This window comes from Paenibacillus ferrarius (assembly GCF_002027705.1).
GTDB classification, from domain to species: domain Bacteria; phylum Bacillota; class Bacilli; order Paenibacillales; family NBRC-103111; genus Paenibacillus_E; species Paenibacillus_E ferrarius.
The window spans coordinates 47,675-67,226 of sequence record NZ_MBTG01000009.1; the positions used below are offsets into that span (position 1 = coordinate 47,675).

At 47.9% G+C, this 19,552-nt stretch carries 19 protein-coding genes; 1 reads left to right on the forward strand and 18 read right to left on the reverse strand.

Annotated elements, in window-relative coordinates; translation table 11 throughout:
* Nucleotides 1-4: 4 nt before the first annotated feature.
* The 3 genes from BC351_RS10825 to prmA all read right to left on the reverse strand — a co-directional run bounded on the left by BC351_RS10825 (nt 5) and on the right by prmA (nt 2,533).
* Nucleotides 5-772 (reverse strand): 16S rRNA (uracil(1498)-N(3))-methyltransferase, encoded by a 768-nt coding sequence (locus BC351_RS10825; RefSeq protein ID WP_079411697.1) that lies wholly within the window; start codon nt 770-772, stop codon nt 5-7.
* A gap of 104 nt (nt 773-876) precedes the next feature.
* The gene (locus tag BC351_RS10830) at nt 877-1,548 is read right to left on the reverse strand and encodes a site-2 protease family protein (protein ID WP_079411699.1); all 672 of its coding nucleotides are present in this window, start codon (nt 1,546-1,548) and stop codon (nt 877-879) included.
* Between the two features lie 10 nt (nt 1,549-1,558).
* A complete protein-coding gene (gene prmA / locus BC351_RS10835; RefSeq protein ID WP_079411701.1) occupies nt 1,559-2,533 on the reverse strand; it encodes a 50S ribosomal protein L11 methyltransferase in 975 nt (324 codons plus the stop codon).
* A 240-nt stretch (nt 2,534-2,773) separates the two neighbouring features.
* Here prmA and BC351_RS10840 point away from each other — a divergent pair, with 240 nt between their 5' ends.
* On the forward strand, nt 2,774-3,580 hold the full coding sequence (locus tag BC351_RS10840) for a glycerophosphodiester phosphodiesterase (RefSeq protein WP_079411703.1): 807 nt from the start codon (nt 2,774-2,776) through the stop codon (nt 3,578-3,580).
* Between the two features lie 62 nt (nt 3,581-3,642).
* Here the strand turns inward: BC351_RS10840 and BC351_RS10845 are convergent, their stop codons facing one another.
* The 15 genes from BC351_RS10845 to BC351_RS10915 all read right to left on the reverse strand — a co-directional run bounded on the left by BC351_RS10845 (nt 3,643) and on the right by BC351_RS10915 (nt 19,535).
* Entirely contained in the window at nt 3,643-3,918 is a 276-nt protein-coding gene (locus BC351_RS10845; protein ID WP_079411705.1) for a hypothetical protein, read from the reverse strand.
* Nucleotide 3,919: 1 nt separating this feature from the next.
* Nucleotides 3,920-4,072: a YfhD family protein gene (locus tag BC351_RS10850; RefSeq protein ID WP_079411707.1), complete on the reverse strand. Its 153-nt coding sequence runs from the start codon at nt 4,070-4,072 to the stop codon at nt 3,920-3,922.
* A gap of 83 nt (nt 4,073-4,155) precedes the next feature.
* The gene (locus tag BC351_RS42875; protein WP_079411709.1) at nt 4,156-4,989 is read right to left on the reverse strand and encodes a hypothetical protein; all 834 of its coding nucleotides are present in this window, start codon (nt 4,987-4,989) and stop codon (nt 4,156-4,158) included.
* Nucleotides 4,990-4,999: 10 nt separating this feature from the next.
* A complete protein-coding gene (locus BC351_RS10860) occupies nt 5,000-6,199 on the reverse strand; it encodes an ABC transporter permease (protein WP_079411711.1) in 1,200 nt (399 codons plus the stop codon).
* Nucleotides 6,196-6,873, reverse strand: coding sequence for an ABC transporter ATP-binding protein (locus BC351_RS10865; RefSeq protein ID WP_079411713.1), 678 nt, complete (start codon nt 6,871-6,873; stop codon nt 6,196-6,198). The genes BC351_RS10860 and BC351_RS10865 overlap by 4 nt, the downstream gene beginning before the upstream one ends.
* 84 nt (nt 6,874-6,957) lie before the next feature.
* On the reverse strand, nt 6,958-8,742 hold the full coding sequence (locus tag BC351_RS10870; RefSeq protein WP_482811863.1) for an alkaline phosphatase: 1,785 nt from the start codon (nt 8,740-8,742) through the stop codon (nt 6,958-6,960).
* 169 nt (nt 8,743-8,911) lie between these two features.
* Nucleotides 8,912-10,030 carry a molecular chaperone DnaJ gene (dnaJ, locus tag BC351_RS10875; RefSeq protein WP_079411717.1) on the reverse strand — a complete coding sequence of 373 codons (1,119 nt, stop codon included), beginning with the start codon at nt 10,028-10,030 and terminating at the stop codon, nt 8,912-8,914.
* 138 nt (nt 10,031-10,168) lie between these two features.
* A complete protein-coding gene (dnaK, locus tag BC351_RS10880; RefSeq protein ID WP_079411720.1) occupies nt 10,169-12,007 on the reverse strand; it encodes a molecular chaperone DnaK in 1,839 nt (612 codons plus the stop codon).
* Nucleotides 12,008-12,074: 67 nt separating this feature from the next.
* Nucleotides 12,075-12,644, reverse strand: a complete 570-nt coding sequence (grpE, locus tag BC351_RS10885; RefSeq protein ID WP_079411723.1) for a nucleotide exchange factor GrpE — start codon at nt 12,642-12,644, stop codon at nt 12,075-12,077.
* Between the two features lie 60 nt (nt 12,645-12,704).
* Nucleotides 12,705-14,249, reverse strand: a complete 1,545-nt coding sequence (locus BC351_RS10890) for a TCP-1/cpn60 chaperonin family protein (protein ID WP_079411725.1) — start codon at nt 14,247-14,249, stop codon at nt 12,705-12,707.
* On the reverse strand, nt 14,246-15,274 hold the full coding sequence (hrcA, locus tag BC351_RS10895; RefSeq protein ID WP_079411727.1) for a heat-inducible transcriptional repressor HrcA: 1,029 nt from the start codon (nt 15,272-15,274) through the stop codon (nt 14,246-14,248). Before hrcA ends, BC351_RS10890 begins: the two co-directional genes overlap by 4 nt.
* A gap of 111 nt (nt 15,275-15,385) precedes the next feature.
* The gene (locus BC351_RS10900) at nt 15,386-15,859 is read right to left on the reverse strand and encodes an N-acetyltransferase (RefSeq protein WP_279628333.1); all 474 of its coding nucleotides are present in this window, start codon (nt 15,857-15,859) and stop codon (nt 15,386-15,388) included.
* Nucleotides 15,860-16,027: 168 nt separating this feature from the next.
* Nucleotides 16,028-17,179: a radical SAM family heme chaperone HemW gene (gene hemW / locus BC351_RS10905; RefSeq protein ID WP_079411732.1), complete on the reverse strand. Its 1,152-nt coding sequence runs from the start codon at nt 17,177-17,179 to the stop codon at nt 16,028-16,030.
* 76 nt (nt 17,180-17,255) lie between these two features.
* Nucleotides 17,256-19,070: a translation elongation factor 4 gene (gene lepA, locus BC351_RS10910; protein WP_079411734.1), complete on the reverse strand. Its 1,815-nt coding sequence runs from the start codon at nt 19,068-19,070 to the stop codon at nt 17,256-17,258.
* A gap of 75 nt (nt 19,071-19,145) precedes the next feature.
* Nucleotides 19,146-19,535, reverse strand: coding sequence for a DUF3679 domain-containing protein (locus tag BC351_RS10915; RefSeq protein WP_079411736.1), 390 nt, complete (start codon nt 19,533-19,535; stop codon nt 19,146-19,148).
* Between the last annotated feature and the right edge of the window lie 17 nt (nt 19,536-19,552).

Consider the following 19,552-nt stretch of genomic DNA (forward strand, 5'->3'; position numbering starts at 1 on the left):
ACGCTTATCCTCCCATCTCTCCGGTTTCATAGAAAAGACACGTAAGTCCTACCATCGCAGCAGTCTCCGTGCGTAAAATCCTTGCTCCAAGCGATACCGATCGAAATCCGGCGGCCTCCGCCTGTGCGATTTCCTGTTCGGTAAAGCCGCCCTCTGGACCAACAGCAATCAACACTTGTTTGCCAGCAGTCAATTGACCAGCCGCTTGCGCTTGTTGAATCGCTGGCTTTAATTGCTGTCCATCTTCCTTCTCATAGCAGATCCAAGCGATATCGGCTTCCTTCGCCCGCTGCATCAACTGCTTCCACGTATACACGGACTCGACTTGCGGCACCCGATTCCGATGGGCTTGTTCGGCCGCTTCCTTGGCGATCTTCTGCCAGCGCTCGGTCCGTTTGGCTTCTTTTTTGGCATCGTATTGCACAATCGTTCGCTCTGATAAAAAAGGAAGAAACCGGGCTGCCCCGATCTCGGTCCCTTTCTGAATAATCGTTTCCATCTTATCGCCTTTGGGCAAGCTCTGCGCAATCCACACCTGAACCGCTGCTTCCGCGTCCATGGACAGCTCTTCCACAATCTCTGCGGTTACACACCCTTTGTCCAGCTCAGTAAGCCGAACTAGCACTTCACGGTCAATCCCATTGCTGCAAATGACTTTGTCGCCAACTTCTGCTCGCATAACTCGCGCCAGATGATGGGCGTCGTCTCCTTCGATGGTGACGGTCTGTGTGGTTTGGTGAAACTGCTCAGGCGGGAGAAAATATCGCTGCATCGTTAAAGCCTCTCTATCTACGTTCATGTCTGTGATCGTTTGAAACTTCCACTCACCATCATACCTTTTTTGACTCAGAAAATCTAGAGGGGTTGCTGTGAGAGCTACATGCCTAATATCCAAGCAATCGGCCTGGAAAGGAATTGAATGATATCCGAGCCTAAGCTCAAATATGGATCCAATGTTACTTGTCGTAAAGGTCTTACAAATACAACCAGAAGAAAAATAACGGATGCCCATTGCTCGAACTTTTGCAAAGATTCACTATGTCTCAGGTCAACTAAATCCTGAATAATCCGGTAGCCATCTAATGGCGGGATTGGAATTAAATTAAACAGAAACAAGGTGATGTTAATGCTTAACATCAATCGTAAAAAAAGAACAATTGCGTCTGCACTTCCTTTGGACATGCCTTCCAACCAGCCGAATTTCTGGAATAAGAGCGCCACGAATATCGTGATAAAAGCCAAAATCAAATTGCTTATCGGTCCTGCGGCCGTGACGATAATCCCCATCAAGCGGGGATTTTTGAAGTTGCCGCGATTCACCGGCACAGGCTTCGCCCAACCAAATCCAGCAATCAACAGCATAATCGTACCGAACAAATCCAGATGAACCATTGGATTCAAGGACACTCTGCCGAACTGATACGCCGTAGAATCTCCTAATTTATAAGCACTGTACGCATGTGCAAATTCATGGATCGTGAATGAAAGTACGAGTACCAGAATAACAAATGGCAGTGTTTTTAAGTCATAAAATAATAATCCACCCATGGCTTCGCACCTACAGCTTTCTGGCTACGATCACAACCCAATTCGAATCATAGTTTTTCTCTACAATTGTGAATTTAGCAGCAATCAGCGCTTTTTCTACATCCGCTTCCTTGTTTGTAATAATCCCTGACGTGATGTAATACCCGCCCTGCTGAAGCACTTCATATACATCGTCCACGAAAAGCACGATCACTTCCGCCAAAATATTGGCGACAACCAGCTGTACTGGAATGGTAACCCCAAGCTGCGCGGCATCTTCGGTTTCGCTTTCTTTCAATACGCCAAGCAAGTCACTCAATTTCACGGTAATTTGGTCTTCGAGCTGGTTCTGCTTCGTATTGTCTAAGGCACTTGTTACCGCTACCGGATCCAAATCCACAGCCAGCACGTGTTTCGCCCCTAATTTAGCTGCAGCGATCGACAGAATGCCCGAACCTGTACCAACATCAATGACATCGTCTCCAGGTTTCATGACTTTCTCTAGCGTCTTGAGGCATAGCGATGTTGTCGCATGAGTCCCTGTCCCGAACGCCATGCCTGGATCAAGCTCCAAAATCAACTCTTCCGGTGAAGCTGTGTAGTCTTCCCAAGTCGGTTTAATCGTCAAGCGATCGGATACGCGGATGGGTTTGAAATATTGCTTCCAAGCATGCGCCCAGTCTTCATCATCCACTTCTCTTAATTCAAAAGAGGGATTGCCGGTATCAATATCGAACTCGCTTAGCTGTTCTACAGACGCTTTCAGATCAGCCATTATAGGTTCCATATCTATACCATGATAGAAATAACCCTTAATAACGGCTCTTCCTTCCGGAATATCGTTAAACGGCGTTTCGTACAATTGCCCAAATGAAGTATCTCGCTCTTTGTTTAATGTGCCTGACTCTTCAATAGAAACGCCACCGGCGCCCAGTTCATGAATAAAATTCGTAATCATTTCTATTGCTTCTTCTGTTGTATGTACAGTTACTTCTTGCCAAAGCATCTCTCGTGCTCCTCCTGTCGGTTATCACCTTCGCCAAAAACAAGCCCTTGCAGCCTATTTTCACAATGATCATTGTACTACACTTCGCTTTCTGGGTAAAATAGGCGTTTCTCCGCAAGCACTTTACGCTTATTTTCAAAATCCTAACATTGTCTTAATACATGCATGTTAATTTGAATAAGAAGTTATTCAATGCTCTTTCAGCTTGTCCTACATGAATCCAGAATGGGGTCTTTTTCTATGATCAAAACACTCTTTTTCTTTGTCGTTATCTTTGCCTTTGAGCTAGTGGCTCCCTTCACAACTACGACCCTGCTGGCAGATAATTATAGTCAGGTTACTGCACACCGGGGCAGTTCGGCGCATACCCCTGAAAATACATTAAGCGCTTTTCGTCAAGCTATCTTGGATAGAGCAGGATATGCGGAACTTGATGTGCAAGAGACCTCCGATGGCGTCGTGATGGTCATGCATGATGACAATGCCCTTCGCACAACGGGTATCAACAAAAATATGTGGGAAGCTACATCAGATGAGCTTAAAGCTGCTAGCGCAGGCAAATGGTTCAATAGCAAATTCAAAGATGAACATGTGCCTACACTTGATGAGGTCATTGAGACGGCCAAAGACCATATTAAGCTGAACATCGAAATGAAAAATAACGGCCATGGCAAGCGGCTTGCCGAGAAAACCGTTGAAATCATACAGTCTCATGGATTTGTGAAACAGTGTACCGTAACTTCCTTCGATCCCAACTTGCTTCACACCGTAAAGAAAATCAATCCTCAAATCAAAACAGGTCTCATCGTAAGCCAAAAATCAGACCAGAATACGCTCTGGGATAATCCCGATTATGAAGTCGTTTCTGCGGCTTATCCGATGGTGAATGAAGATTTCTTGAAACAAGCCTCTCTGCATAACAAGGAAGTTTATGTATGGACCGTAAATGACAAAACAATGATGAAACGAATGCTGCAATTAGGCGTCTCCAGCATCATCACCAACGTGCCAGACCAACTTGTTCAAGTGATGAACGAGCATACTTAAGCCAAAAAAAGCATTTAGACGAAAGAGCTGCGCTCTATGTCTGAATGCTTTTTTTGCCAACTTTATATCGAGCCGCCTGCACTCTTTATGACGCGAACTGCTTGTTCATAAACCGTATCGTCAATAACAGCCGCGAGGACAATATCAAGCCCCACGGCATCCATGTCCCCGCTGTCGCCAAACATACTGTCAGCCATCGCCGATTCCAGACCTTGGCCAATATCGTTGTTAAAGCGATCCACTGTCACCTCAGCAGCTCGCAATGCTCTCAGCTTCGCTGCCGCCCCTTCAGCTTGCTCTGGGGAGCGAAAATAGGCTAAAATCGCTTTCTCCGCCATTCTAGCTTTCTTCCTGTCTATGATCCGCAGCTGCCGCTCGCTCGGAAGCTTCAAAATCATCCCGATCCGCCGCATCCGCCGCGAATTCAACATCTTCATTTTTGACCACTGGCAGTCCGTTGTGTGTGTCTTGCTCTTCATTGATTGTGCTCATCGCTTAAACCTCCCAAAAACCTTCATAGTCAAATCCAGTTTTTAGTTTGCGGAAAAGCTTTATTTTTATACCACTGCGTTCCTCTACTCCTTGATCTTCTCGAACGAAGCATCATAGAGCCGGAACATCGTTTTGTAGCCGGATTCGTCGAGCTTAACTCCTACATCTAATTTCCCTGTAATAAGAAGCGGTCCTGAGGTGTAACGCAGCTTCACAGAATCAGGAACGAATACGATCATGATCTTGTTCCAGTAGGTTTCGTCGCCGTTATCAAAGGGGCACTCGGCGCCCGGCTTCGGAATCAACAGAAACCAGTGCTTGTCGAAAGAAAGCACTTCACCCATAAAACCTTTGATTTGCACCGTCTTGCCGCTCATATCCCAGAAGGCATTCGATGGCTTATCTTGTTTATCATCATCAAAAAACTGCGTCCAATTGATTTCATTGGACAAGCTGGCAGGCTTCGGCTTCTCCGCTGCCGGTTTCTCATCCTTCGGTTTGGCATCAGGCTTGGCATCAGCAGCAGGTGTTGCCGATGCTTGAGCAGCCGCAGTCGCTGCCGCCTTACCTTCCTTCGCATGAACCGGAGCTGTCTCCTCTACGGGCTTCTGCTCAGAAGCTTTCGCAGAGGGAATGGGCGTCGCTTGTGCATCTTTAGGCGCAGCAGGTTTACTTTCCTCTTCTTTGACAATAGGCGCAGGTGTTGGCGACGATATTACGGGTGCTGTCGAAGCAGCGGGCTTTAATGAGCTTGCCGCTGCATCTGGCCGGCTCGACGGCTCAATAGTTGCCGCTGCTGTTTGTGCTACACTGCCAAATGACTGACCAGCAGATTCTTTCTTTGTCTGACCGCAACCTGTCAAGGTGACAACCAGCACACATAGGCTCAGCACAATGACGACTTGCTGTTTTCTCATAGGGACCACCTCATGATTTAAATAATTGCAAAGGATCTACGCGATAAGCCTGCAAAGCCGGGCCGATAGAAGCTATAATACCGATCAACAAAGTCCCGACGATTAACCAACCTTCTCCGGGCATGAAATGCCAGGTTTGGATTTGTAATCCCGAATATTCAAATACAGCTTCACGGCTTGCATATCCGCCTGCATGACCTGCCAATAGGCCTCCTATGAGCCCGATGAAAGTCAAGAGTATCCCTTCGCCGATCAAGGAAACCCAAATAAATGTTTTCGTTTTGCCAATAAGACGCAATAAACCGACATCTTTCTTGCGTTCATTCACGGCAGCTACCAAGGAAAGCAGAATAGATCCGGCAGCCAACAGAATACAGATCACTGTCACAACGCTCAAAGCCTGAGTACCTTTGTCCACCACATTCACCACATCCGCTACAGCTTTGCTCGTATAAATGGCTTGAACATTATTCATCTGTCCATAGGTTGTTTTAATGGATTGCGCACCAAGCAAAGTTTTCGGCTTGACCAGTATCGTCGTTACTTCCTTTTTCTCTGTTTTTTGACTTTCATGCACAGCCCAAGCATAATCCAGCGTCGTAAAGACTGCCCGATCGTCCGAGGTGAATAAAGGGGGCAATATGCCGACAATCGTATACGTAAAGCTATGATGCTCATCTTCATCCCCATCGTCGTCGACAGCGCCTTTAACTAAGCCATGTGCGCCTTGAAACTTATCTCCAACATGAAGCCCGAGTGTTGACGCAACATGTGAGCCCACGATGGTATCTCCCAGCTTCTCGTATATTTTGCCTTGTGCCATTTGCTTGTCAGCACCGTAGCGAGTTAAGAAATACTCCGCTTCCATACCGACAATGGGAAATCCATTATAATTATCTCCCGTCGTCATCGCATAAGCGCGATCAACGGAAGGGTCCTTTCGAACCTCATCGAGCAGTGTATACGGTATATTACCAGTTGGAGCACCGATATGATAATACGTGTTGAGTGCAAGCTGAGTAGCGCTTCCCTTGGCACCTATTGTCACTTCAAAGGGACCATAGCCTTTCTCGGCCCCTTTCTCAAGACCGTCGCTGCAAAGCAGGAGAAAAACGACAAGCGCTACCGTCACCCCAACCGACATGATGGTAAGCAGCGAAAGCGTTTTGCGATGAAGGACATTGCGCCACAACAAGGTAAGTAAATTCATATGGCTTCTCTCCTCGGCAGCACATTGATATCTTGGATATGAACCCGCTGCGGATACATCTCCGCCAAATGCAGATCATGCGTAACCGTTAGCAACGTGAGCTTCTCCGCTTCGCAAATATCCAGGAGCAATGTCATAATGTCTCCTGCTGTCTCCCAATCGAGACTGCCTGTAGGCTCATCAGCTAATATAAGATGCGGCTTCGTAATGATCGCCCTGATAATAGCAGCACGCTGCTGCTGCCCGCGAGACAACTCGGAGGGCAGATGATGCTGCCGATCTTTCAAACCAACTCTCTCAAACCAATAGTCTACTTGTTCCTTCATCATCTTCTTCGACCAGCTTTGCGGCACGATCAATTCCACATTTTGTTTGGCGGTAAGGGATGAAATGAGATGGAAATCTTGAAAAATATAACCAACATGATCCGCTCTGTAGCGGTCACGCTTGCTTTCCGAGTAAGTATGGAGCGGCAAGCCGTCCACCCATATTTCACCTTCATCCGGCGTCATCACACCGCTGATCAAGTGCAGCAGTGTGCTTTTCCCGCTGCCGCTCGGACCCATAAGTGCTAAACGTTCGCCTTGCTCTACATGCCAATTGGAAACTCTTAATATCGGCAAGCTTTTGCCATGCATCATGAAAGATTTGGAAACACCTTTGATATCGATCATAACGATCCTCCGTCTCAATGCTCTTCAATAAGAAAAGAGGACAAGGGCATCAAAAACCCCTGTCCTTTCTTATCCTGCTATCTGTTAGTTTTTAACGATACGCTCATTGACGGAATCCCATGTGAAGCTTTTTCCAGTCAATTTATTAAAGGCTTCAAGCGGCAAGTAAAGCTTGCCATTATCCACATTTGCTGCGATTGTGCTTGCTGCGCCGTTCTCTGTAACAGCACCTGTTTCAACAAGTACGGTTAATTTCTGGCTGTCTTTCGCAAGTACGACGGATTTCGTTGCTTCATCCCATGTTACTTTGATATCCAAAGCTTCAGCCAATGATTTCGCTGTAAATAGGGTTTTGTTATCGCGCGTTACTTTGAAAAGCGGGTACAAATATTTATCTTGCAATTCTTTCGTCGCTGCTGCCAAATCAGCACCAATCACTTTAGCTCCGCTTTTTGCAATATCCGTGTTGTCGACATCGCCTTTAACAAGGGAAGCAATCGGACCGTAAGCCCATACGCCAACGTCTACACCCGTGTGGCCATGACCTGTCCAACCAACAGCTAGACGCTTGGATACAACGGCATTGTAACCGCCTGCGCGGCCGTAGGAAGAACCATCGCCTTTGAGGATCAAAGCAATTTCCTCATCGGACAAATCTGTGAAGCCGATGTTGTCTGCAACAATTTTACGAACATCGTCAGCCGTTTGTGCTGCTTTGAGAATCGCATCCAAGTACTCGTAGGAATGCTTTTGTTTGTTAAACAAATCTACATTCAATTCATAAACGTTATTGATACCCAAGGATAAGCCGCCTGTTTCGTGATCCGCTGTTACGACGACAGATGTGTTGCCGTCTTTTTTAGCGAAATCAACAAGTGTTTTGAACGTTGCATCCAACTCAAGCATCTCTTGAATATTAGCAGGAAGATCGTTCGCATGGCCTGAATGGTCGATACGACCTTGCTCTACCATTAAGACAAATCCATTTTTATTTTGGGATAAAAGGTCAAGCGCTTTTTGCGTTAATTGCGGCAAGCTTGGCGTGCTTGCATCGCGGTCAAGTACATAAGGGATTTCATTAAGCGCGAAAAGTCCTAGTGCATTTCCAGCTGTAGCCGGGATTGCATCCAAACCGTTTTTATCATAAGCCGTTTTATAGCCTTTTGCTTCGAAGTCAGGAATGATGTTCTTGTCTGTGCGCTTGCCTTTATCATCTTTGGTAACAAAATTTACTTTACCGCCGCCGAATAAAACATTAACACCGCTTGTTAAGTATTGCGAAGCAATGGCATTTTGGTTGCTGCGTTGACGAACATGGGAAGCCCAAACTGCCGGTGTTGCACCAACAATGCTGTCCGTTGTTACGAGTCCAGTAGCTTTTCCTTGCTTCATCGCGGCTTCAACAACGGATGCAAAAGGTTTAGCTACATCGCCGTTCGATACGCTGATCGCGTTATTGTACGTTTTATTTCCTGTCGAGAAAGCTGTTCCTGCTGCTGCAGAGTCTGTTACAGCTCCGGATTCGGATGTATAAGGTCCTGCTTGCGAATATGTAGTTGCTTTCCCCACGTAGTAACCGCCATCAAGCTCTAAACGATCTTTATTTAAAAACTTTTTGGAGTAATACCGAGCCGCGGTTACTTCAGCTGGGCCCATGCCGTCGCCGATAAGTACAATCAAGTTTTTGGATTGCGCTGCCGCTGGTGCTGCCGGTGCCGCTGGTGTCGTTGCTGTGGTTTCAGCTGCTGATGCCACGCCCGCTACACTTAGAGCCAGTAAAGAAATCGATAAACCGGAACCCATGATTTGTTTCAAACTTTTTTTCAAGATGTATTCCCTCCAAAAATAGTATTTCACCTTCTCTAGCATAATACTCAGAGATTAACAGGACGTCATAGGAACATATGCGCAATGTAAAATATTACAACATTTATTTGCGGAATGTTAATACAACGCAAAAAAACATCCCGATAGCAAGCGTCTGACAGATGGCATCTGTTAACGGCTTACTATGGAATGTTTGCTGAAATTCAAGAGATTAATCGCCCAAAAAGGCTCTTTTCATACGTTCAAAAATAGATTGATTCTGCTCATGCGTATGCTCGCCGCTTTGCTTGCCGAACTGACGAAGCAGATCCTTCTGATCCTCGCTCAGATTCGTTGGCGTCATAACGATGACTTTCACGTGTTGATCGCCTTGACCAAATCCACGAAGATGCGGAACGCCTTTGCCTTTCAAGCGGAAATACGTATCCGTCTGCGTACCGGCCGGAATTTTGAGTTTAACCTTCTCGGTCAGAGTAGGAATCTCAATTTCATCACCTAGCGCAGCCTGCATGAAAGTTAAAGGAACTTCACAATACACATCATTGCCTTCACGCTCGAAGAATTCATGTGATTTCACACGGATGACGACATAGAGATCGCCGGCAGGGCCGCCGCGCGTACCGCCTTCACCTTCGCCAGAAACGCGAAGCTGTGCGCCATCGTCAACACCGGCAGGAATTTTAATATGAATCGTGCGCTGCTTTTTCACTTTGCCAGCACCATGACACGTTCCACATTTCTCTTTGATAATCTTGCCTTGACCGTTACAAGTTGAACATACACGACGGTTCACGATACGACCGAATGCTGTATTCTGCACAACTTCCTGTTGTCCGCTGCCATGACAGGTTCCGCAGGTTTCCGGTTTCGTACCAGGCTTAGCGCCGCTTCCGCTGCACGTATCGCAATTCTCTGTTCGCGGAATATGAATATCGGTTTCTTTCCCGAAAATCGCTTCCTTGAATTCAATGGTCATCGTATACTGCAGATCGTTGCCACGCTGAGGCGCATTCGGATTGCGACGGTTTCCACCGCCTCCGCCGCCAAAGAACATATCAAAAATATCGCCAAAGCCGCCGCTAAAGTCTTGACCGCCGCCCATGCCTTGATTAGGGTCCACATGACCGAAGCGGTCATATTGAGCTTTCTTCTGATCATCGCTGAGGACATCGTATGCGTCTTTCGCTTCTTTGAATTTATCTTCCGCATCTGCGGCTTTGTTCACGTCAGGGTGATACTGACGTGCCATTTTACGATAAGCCTTCTTAATTTCATCTGGCGAAGCATCCTTGCCTAAACCAAGGACCTCATAATAATCACGTTTACTCATTGTTCCACTCCCATGTTCAAGACTACAAACGGAAAGTCAAAGCCACGGAGAGACTCCGGACGGCTTTGACTTATTCGTTTTCATTCAAATAAGTGTTTAAAAAGCTGACTTCTTAAACGTCCTTACTCTAGAATATGTTTATTTTTTTTGATCGTCAACCACTTCATAATCAGCGTCAACAACATTTTCTCTGCCTTTAGGAGCATCGTTTCCGCCAGCATCGCCATCAGGACCTTGTGCCGCAGACGCTTGCTCATACAGCTTCACAGAAAGTTGTTGAATGACTTCCGTCAACTCTTCCGTCGCTTTTTTGATTGCTTCGAGTTCGTTGCCAGCCAGTGCAGCTGTCACTTTCTCTTTGGCAGCATTCGCTTTGTCGATCTCGCCTTGGTCTACTTTATCGCCAAGATCCTTGATCGTTTTGTCAACGGAGTATACAAGTTGGTCAGCTTCGTTGCGAGCTTCTACAAGCTCTTTGCGAACGCGATCTTCCTCAGCATGAGCTTCAGCGTCTTTCACCATTTGCTCAACTTCTGCATCGCTCAAACCGCTGGAAGAAGTGATTGTGATTTTTTGGCTTTTGCCTGTTCCTTTATCCAAAGCGGATACGTTAACGATACCGTTGGCATCGATATCGAAGCTAACTTCGATTTGCGGTACGCCGCGTGGAGCCGGAGGAATATCACCAAGCATGAAACGGCCCAGTGTTTTGTTGCCGCTAGCCATGGAGCGCTCACCTTGAAGCACGTGAATCTCAACGCTTGTTTGGTTATCTGCATAAGTGGAGTACACTTGTGATTTGGTTGTAGGAATAGTTGTGTTGCGGTCGATCATTTTCGTGAATACGCCGCCTGCAGTTTCGATACCAAGGGAAAGTGGCGTTACGTCAAGAAGAACAACGTCTTTCACTTCACCTGTTAATACGCCAGCTTGAACAGCTGCGCCAAGTGCAACAACTTCATCTGGGTTAACGCCTTTATGCGGCTCTTTGCCGATCAATTTTTTGATCGCTTCAACAACAGCCGGAATACGTGTGGATCCACCGACAAGAACAACTTTGTCGATTTGGCTTGTGGACAAGCCGGAATCTGTCAACGCTTGGCGAGTTGGTCCAAGTGTTCTTTCTACAAGTCCAGCGGAAATCTCTTCGAATTTCGCGCGAGTCAGGTTAAGCTCCAAATGCTGAGGAACGCCGTCAGCTACCGTGATGAACGGAAGGGAAACCGTCGTTGTCAGAACACCGGAAAGTTCTTTTTTCGCTTTTTCCGCAGCATCTTTCAAACGTTGTACAGCTGCTTTATCTTTGCTAAGGTCAATGCCTTGTTCTTTTTTGAATTCAGCTACGAGGTAATCGATGATGACTTGGTCAAAATCGTCTCCTCCTAGTTTGTTGTCTCCGCTTGTCGCTTTAACTTCGAAGAAGCCATCGCCAAGTTCAAGGATGGATACGTCAAATGTACCGCCACCAAGGTCATAAACAAGAATTGTTTGGTCTTCTGTTTTCTCCAAACCGTAAGCAAGTGCTGCTGCTGTTGGCTCATTGACAATACGAAGAACTTCCAGACCGGCAATTTTACCCGCATCTTTGGTTGCTTGACGTTGGCTGTCATTGAAATAAGCAGGAACCGTGATTACCGCTTGCGTAACTGTTTGGCCAAGGTAAGCTTCAGCATCAGCTTTCAGCTTTTGCAAAATAATCGCAGAAATCTCTTGTGGCGTGTAATCTTTGCCATCAATGTTTTCTTTGTGGTTCGTACCAATGTGACGCTTGATGGAGCTGATTGTTTTGTCTGGGTTTGTGATCGCTTGACGTTTGGCTGTTTCACCAACAACGCGCTCGCCATCTTTTTTGAAACCAACGACAGAAGGGGTTGTACGATTACCTTCCGGGTTCGGAATTACGACGGCTTCGCCGCCTTCCATTACGGCAACGCAAGAATTTGTTGTACCTAAGTCAATACCAATTACTTTACTCATGTTAAAGCTGCCTCCTTTTGCTCCTGGGGAACATATTGGTTATTTGTAATTTTAATTAATAAGATCTTTAGACGCTGACCTTGACCATGGCTGGTCGGATGACTTTATCTTTAAGCATGTAGCCTTTTTGCAGTTCTTCCACGACGATACCTTCTTCATGCTCATCGGATTCAACCTGCATAACCGCTTGATGGAACTCCGGATTGAACGGGTGACCTACGGATTCGATACGCTTAAGCCCTTCTGCGGTTAGCAGTTGATCGATTCCACGGTACGTCATATCCAAGCCTTTCACCAATGCGTCGAAATCCTTCGTCTCTTTGCTTGAAGACAGCGCGCGATCGAAGTTATCTACAATCGGCAAAAGCTGTTCAATCAATTTAAGCGAAGCGTATTTCGCGAAATCTTCCTTCTCCGCTCTAGCGCGGCGGCGGAAGTTGTCGAAGTCCGCTTGAACGCGTAATAAACGCTGATAGTTTTCTTCGGCTTGCACACGCGCCGCTTCCAATTCGCTAACTTCTTTCACTTCTTCAGAAGCTTCTGTTTGCGAATCTTGAGCCGTTGTTTCTTGCTCACCTTCGGCTGCGTATGTAGTGTTTACATCTTGCTCGGCTGTTTTGTTATCTCCAGTACTCAATTGTCCTTCACCTCCTAAACATAATACAACATATTCTCTCTAACGTCAGTTTGCCCAGCTTTAGGCCTCTTCAAAAGGCTGTTTCATCTTGATTACTGTATGAATACGCAGTACAGCAGCTGCGACCTCTCCTGCTGCTTGCAAGGCGTGAATCTTAACGTCTGCCGGATCTACGATACCCGCATGGACGAAATCCGTCACTTGACCGGTATCGCAGTCAATGCCGAGGCTGTCCGTGCTAAGCGCTAGCTGCGCCGCTTTCAGCTCTTCGACCTTTTCCAGTGGATTGTAGCCTGCATTCACAACGATTTGTGCCAGCGGCTTGCGCAGTGCCCCCGCAACAGCGGCAACACCGAAGCCTTCCATGCCCTTCATCGTCTCGCGGGCGCGCTCCAAATCATGGGCGACTGCCATCTCCGCGGCGCCGCCTCCTGGCAAGTACCCGCCGCGGACGGCGGCCTGTACGGCCGAAGCCGCATCCTTCGCGATGCGCGAGCGCTCATGCGCCGCTTCGCGCGTTGCGGCGCCGACGATCACGGTCACGTGCTGATCGCCGTGACCGCCGGCAACGCGCACGCGCTCCAGCCGCTCATCGTACGCGGCATAGCCCGCGCTCCCAAGCGCGGCCCCCAGCTCCGGCGCGCTCTTGCGCAGCGCCGTGCGCCGCACCGGCCTAGCGCCGGTGTGCTCGCTCAGCAGCTGCAGGTCCCGGCGGGACAGCCGCTGCAGCACGAGAATGCCATGGTCGGAGCAGAACTGCTCCGCCTCCGGATCAACCCCGCGGTCTGAAGCAATCAGACCGACGCCAAGCTCCTGCAGCAACCCGAGGCTGCTGCGGAACTGCTCCCGCAGCTGCATGTAGCGCTGGAAGCCTGCCTCGGTGACCAGCGATTCCTCGCTGACCGCCTCAGGCTCCAAGGCGTCATGCAGCACGAGGATGCGGACATCTCGCCGCGCTTCCTCATCGAGATGCAGGTTCATCGGCTTCTGGTTCAGCAGAATGCCGGTCCATACCTCGCTGCTCGCCTCTTCGTGGGCGAGCACACTGTCCGCGAAACGATAGCCGTCTTCGCGAAGCTTGGCCTCACCGACGGCTTCGGCAGCTTGAATGATGAGCCCGGCGATATCCGCCTGCTCCCTGCCTGCCGTAATCGCAATGCGCTTCAGCGCATTGTCACTCAAGCTCTCAATGGCGCGGCTGCGTCCTTGCAAGCTTGTCACCGCCAGCTCGATGCCTTGCAGCATCCCGCTGACGACCTTCGCTACCGGCACGCCGCGCGTCACTTGAGCGACGCCTTCCTGTACGAGTGCGCCTGCAAGCACCGTTGCGGTTGTTGTTCCGTCGCCAATCTGCCGCTGCTGGCTTCGGGCTACTTGAATCATCAGCCTTGCTGCGGGATGCGTGACATCCATCTTTTCCAAAATGGTTACCCCATCATTGGTAATGATCACTTCACCCTGCCCGCCTACCAGCATCGTGTCCAGCCCTTTAGGACCAAGGGTGCCTTCGACCGCGGAGCAAATGGCTCTTACTGCTGCTGCGTTATTAACGAGCGTCGAATAACGTTCTTCGCCCTCGCTGTGAATCGTCTTATTTACGCTCATTTGCCATACCAGCGCCCGAGCACAATTTCCAGGTGTTTGGACAAATGAGCCATCAAATTAATAACTCTTCCATATTCCATTCGCGTTGGTCCTAGTATCCCTATCGTACCTAGCGGCTGACCGCTAATCGAATAGGAGGCTGTTATTAAGCTGCAGTTATTGATAGCTTCAATACTATTTTCGGCACCGATTTTGATCTCAATGCCTTCATTGGACGGTGTAAACAATTTGATGAGCGTAGGAGCTTCTTCCAAGAGATCGAAAATGCTTTTAACTTTCTCCACGTCTTTAAACTCTGGTTGAGTCAGCATATTCGTCATCCCGCTTAGGAAGACACGATCTTTCTCATCACTCTGCAGCACGCTTTCGATCACGGCCAGCAGCTCTTGATACCCGTTCACATATTTGCCTAATTCTTCAGAAATTTCATTGTAAAGCCTAGATTTAAACTGAATCAGCGGCACGTTCTGGAGTCTTGCGTTCAGAAGGTTGACGACCTTTTCAATTTCAGACATCTTAATGCCTTCTGGAATCGTCACGGTTTTGTTCTCTACATGGCCCGTATTCATGACAATGATAGCAACCGCGGTTGTATCCGAAAGCGGGATAATCTGCAAATGCTTCAGTGTCGTACTGAACACCTCGGGCCCGAGCACAATCGACGTATAATTCGTAAGGCTGGAGAGCATTCCGGCGACATGCTGGATCACGCCTTCCATCTCTTGAATCCGCTCGGCAAAAGCACCCTTCATCGAGTCCAAATCATTCTCATGCAAAGCACCATGCTGCATCAAGTGATCGACATAATAGCGATAACCTTTGTGTGAGGGAATGCGGCCTGCAGACGTATGCGGCTGCTCCAGGTAGCCCATCTCTTCGAGATCGGACATTTCGTTACGAATCGTTGCCGGACTGAATCCAACATTGCCCCGTTTTGAAATACTTCGTGAACCAATCGGTTCAGCTGAACGAACATAATCATCAATGATAGCACTTAAAATCATACGCTGGCGTTCTGTCAGCATCAAGTACCCCTCCTCTTCACAAATCGCTATTGTCCACTTTCGTTAGCACTCGTATTTAGTGAGTGCTAATTCCTAATACAAAAATAACAGACCCTAAGGTCTGTTGTCAAGTCAATCCAAACGTTTAAGTACGGCGATTTCATCGCAGCAGTACTGTTTTTTGCAATGCATGCAATCTTTCCAAACCTTCTCTGGAAAAATCTCTTTTGGTACAAGGGTAAAGCCGTTTTTTTGGAAAAAAGCAACCTCATACGTGAGTGCCATCACTTTCTTAATCCCTTGGCTCCTCGCGTCTTCAACTAGGAAATCTACAAGCTTGCCGCCAATGCCTTGCCCCTTGTAGCCTTGGGTCATCCCCAGCGAGCGGATCTCGACTAGATCTGGCCCAAGCCTGGTCAAGGAGCCGCAGCCGATAAGCAGCCCATCGTATTCGGCGACAACGAAGGTATCAATCTGATCCTCCAGCATCTCCTTGCTGCGAGGCAGCATGATTCCCTGTTTGGCATAGCCTTGTATAATGTCAAAAAGCTTATCTATGTCGCTCATAGATGCTTTTCTTACGGACACTGTCGTTGATGAATTCACGGTCATCCCACCAATCGTTACAAAAATGCATAAAATCCATGCTAGCTTCCGAGAGACCTTACGGGTCTACCGCGGCAGCACTAGTGGATTCATGTATAAATATACATCAAACCGTATATTTGCACAAGGTTTTTTTGTACCCGCAACAGCGCTATTCCTTCCGCACTTTTAGGTTAAGAATGAAGCAAACACTTCGTTGCCCAGCAAGATGCCTTGCTTGGATAAACGATAGCCTTCCGGCGTTTGTTCAAGGAGCTGTTTTTGCAGCCATCCTTGCAATGTATCTCCGAACTGAGATTCAATGGATGTGCCAAATTGCTCTGCGAAATCACTATTGCGCACACCTTCCAACAACCGCAAGCCCACCATCATGAAATCCTCCATGGCTTCCTGCTGCGAGACTTCAAACTGCTCCATGATCGGCAAGCCTGCCTTCGTAGCGTCGATGTAAGGCTGAATTCCTTTTACATTGACGTGCCGCTGCCTGTTCATATATCCATGCGCGCCTGCACCTAGCCCGTAGTAGGAGCGATTGCGCCAATACATCGAATTATGTCTGCTTTCACGACCTGGTTTAGCGAAATTGCTTATCTCATATTGCTTATATCCCGCTGTTTCCAACCTTTTCATAATGAGCTCATACATATCAACTTCCTCATCTTCGCTTGGCAGCGGCAGCTGATTTTTGTTGAACAACGTATGGAACAGGGTGTTTTCCTCTACTTTCAAGCTATAAATCGAGTAATGCTGAAGATCCAGCGAAAGCGCCTCATCCAAAGTTGCTTGCATGATCTCCACCGTTTGTTTCGGAAGTCCGAACATTAAATCGATGGAGAGATTGTCAAACCCAAGCTTTTTGGCATTCTCGATACTTCGATGCACATCATCTGTATTATGAATACGCCCAATCGTCGCCAGGATGTCATTATTGAAGGATTGCACCCCAAAGCTGATCCGATTAACGCCGCCTTCTTTCATAACAGCCAATTTATCGATATCTGTCGTCCCCGGATTGGCTTCCATCGAGAATTCAACCTGTGCGGGGTCTGCAGGGAAATACGTGCGGACAATGCGCAGGAACCGCTCCATTTGATCAGGAAGCAGCACCGTCGGTGTCCCTCCTCCAACGAAAATCGTCTCCACCTTGGCGGGCGGATGCTGGCGAACCGTCAGCTCCATCTCGCGCTCGAGCGCATCCAAGTACTCCATGAGCGGCTGCCCTTTAAGCACATAGGAATTGAAATCACAATAATGACATTTGTTCGTACAAAATGGGATATGAATATACACCGCAGTTGGAGCTGCATAGCTAACTAACATAAAGGTATTTCCTTTCTATTGAGAAAAAGCCAAGGGGCAGAGTACTCTGCCACCCCAGCTTCTCATTCGTTCCAAACTATTCGTCAATTTTGAGGACGGCCATGAACGCTTCTTGCGGCACCTCAACGCTGCCTACTTGTTTCATCCGTTTTTTACCTTCTTTTTGCTTGTCCAGCAATTTACGCTTCCGTGAGATGTCACCGCCGTAACATTTGGCTAGGACGTTTTTGCGCATCGCTTTAACAGTCTCACGCGCAACAATTTTCTGTCCAATCGCCGCTTGAATCGGCACCTCGAACATTTGCCGCGGGATGAGTTCCTTCAGTTTATCGCAAATGATTTTCCCGCGATGATACGCCGTATCCCGGTGAACGATGAAGGAAAGCGCATCGACTTGCTCCGCATTCAAAAGGATATCCATCTTCACGAGATTGGATCTCTTGTAGCCGCTCACTTCATAGTCAAACGAAGCGTAGCCTTTGGTTCTTGACTTCAGCATATCGAAGAAATCATAAACAATTTCGGATAACGGAATTTCGTACGTCAATGTCACCCGATTGGTGTCCAGATATTCCATGTTCAAATATTCACCGCGTTTGCCTTGGCAAAGCTCCATAATCGTACCTACATAATCATTTGGCACAATAACGGACGCTTTCACATAAGGCTCTTCCACGAAGTCGATGCGTTGCGGATCCGGATAGTTCGACGGGTTATCAATCTCCATCGTATCGCCATTCGTCAAGGTGATGCGATAAATAACGCTTGGCGCTGTCGTAATCAACGGAATGTTGAACTCGCGCTCGATCCGTTCCTGAATGATTTCCATGTGCAGCAATCCCAAGAAACCGCAGCGGAAGCCAAAGCCCAAAGCTGTTGAGGTTTCCGGTTCAAATCGCAAGGAAGCATCGTTAAGCTCAAGCTTCTGCAAAGCCTCGCGCAGATCATTGTAATCGGTGGTTTCAATCGGATACAATCCGCAGAATACCATCGGGTTAATCCGGCGATAACCAGGCAGCGCTTCAGGTGCAGGGCGAGCCGCTTCGGTGACAGTATCCCCGACTCGCGTATCTCCGACATTTTTGATACCTGCAACAATGAATCCTACGTCTCCAACCTCAAGGGAAGGAACAGATGACATTCTCGGCATGAATGCCCCAACTTCAATAACTTCAAACGTTTTGTTGGTCGCCATCATTTTAATTTTGGAGCCTGCTTTGATCGAGCCGTCCATGACACGCACATACACGATTACGCCTTTGTAGCTATCGTAATGGGAGTCGAAGATCAACGCTTTAAGCGGGTTGTCCGGGTTGCCTTGCGGTGCCGGAACCTTTTGACAAATTTGCTCAATGATTTCTTTAATCCCGATACCGGCTTTCGCAGAAGCATGAACAGCCTCACTGGCATCCAGTCCGATGACATCTTCGATCTCCTGCTTCACTTTGTCCGGATCGGCGCTTGGCAAATCAATTTTATTGATGACAGGTAGAATTTCCAGGTTGTTTTCCAAGGCGAGGTATACGTTAGCCAATGTTTGAGCTTCAATACCTTGCGCTGCGTCAACAACCAGCAATGCGCCTTCACAAGCTGCCAAGCTTCGGGAAACCTCGTATGTAAAGTCTACATGTCCCGGTGTATCAATCAAGTTAAGGATATAATCGACACCATCATCTGCACGGTAGCCTAATCGAACGGCTTGCAGTTTGATCGTAATCCCGCGTTCCCGCTCCAGATCCATCTGGTCAAGCACTTGTTCTTGCATCTCGCGTGACGAGAGGGCGCCTGTATATTCCAAAATACGGTCGGCCAATGTTGATTTGCCGTGATCAATATGCGCGATAATTGAAAAGTTGCGAATTCGTTCTTGTCTTGCTCGAATGTCTGTCATGCTAAAGTACTAACCCCCACTACATGCAAATAATTTTCATTATAGCAGTTGTGGGAAGTGTCAGCAATGTGCCTTCTAACCTTTGCCCAATAACGCGTCAAACAACGAGACGAATAAGCGAATTCCATGATGGGAGGCAATTTGCAGAAGATCACCTAATTTATTGCCTACGTGATTCAAGGAATTATCGTGATCCGCCACCGGTTCAGACTTAGAGCCTGCGTCTGATTTGGCGGCAGTTTGAGCTTTGGCTGGCGTGTCCCCTTTGGCTTTGGCCGCAGGCGCGGGCGAAGCTTGCCCCTTGCCTGTGGAGGCTGCAGCCACAGGCTGCATTGCTTGCGAGGAAGGCTGAGGCCCTTGAATGCGATCCATCCCGTTCGAGGCCAAGCTAACTCCGAACAAAATACAAAATAACAGCAGCAAACCGAACAAGCCCACTTTCACATAAAACTGCCTCAGCTTCATCCTGAAAACCTCCTTAG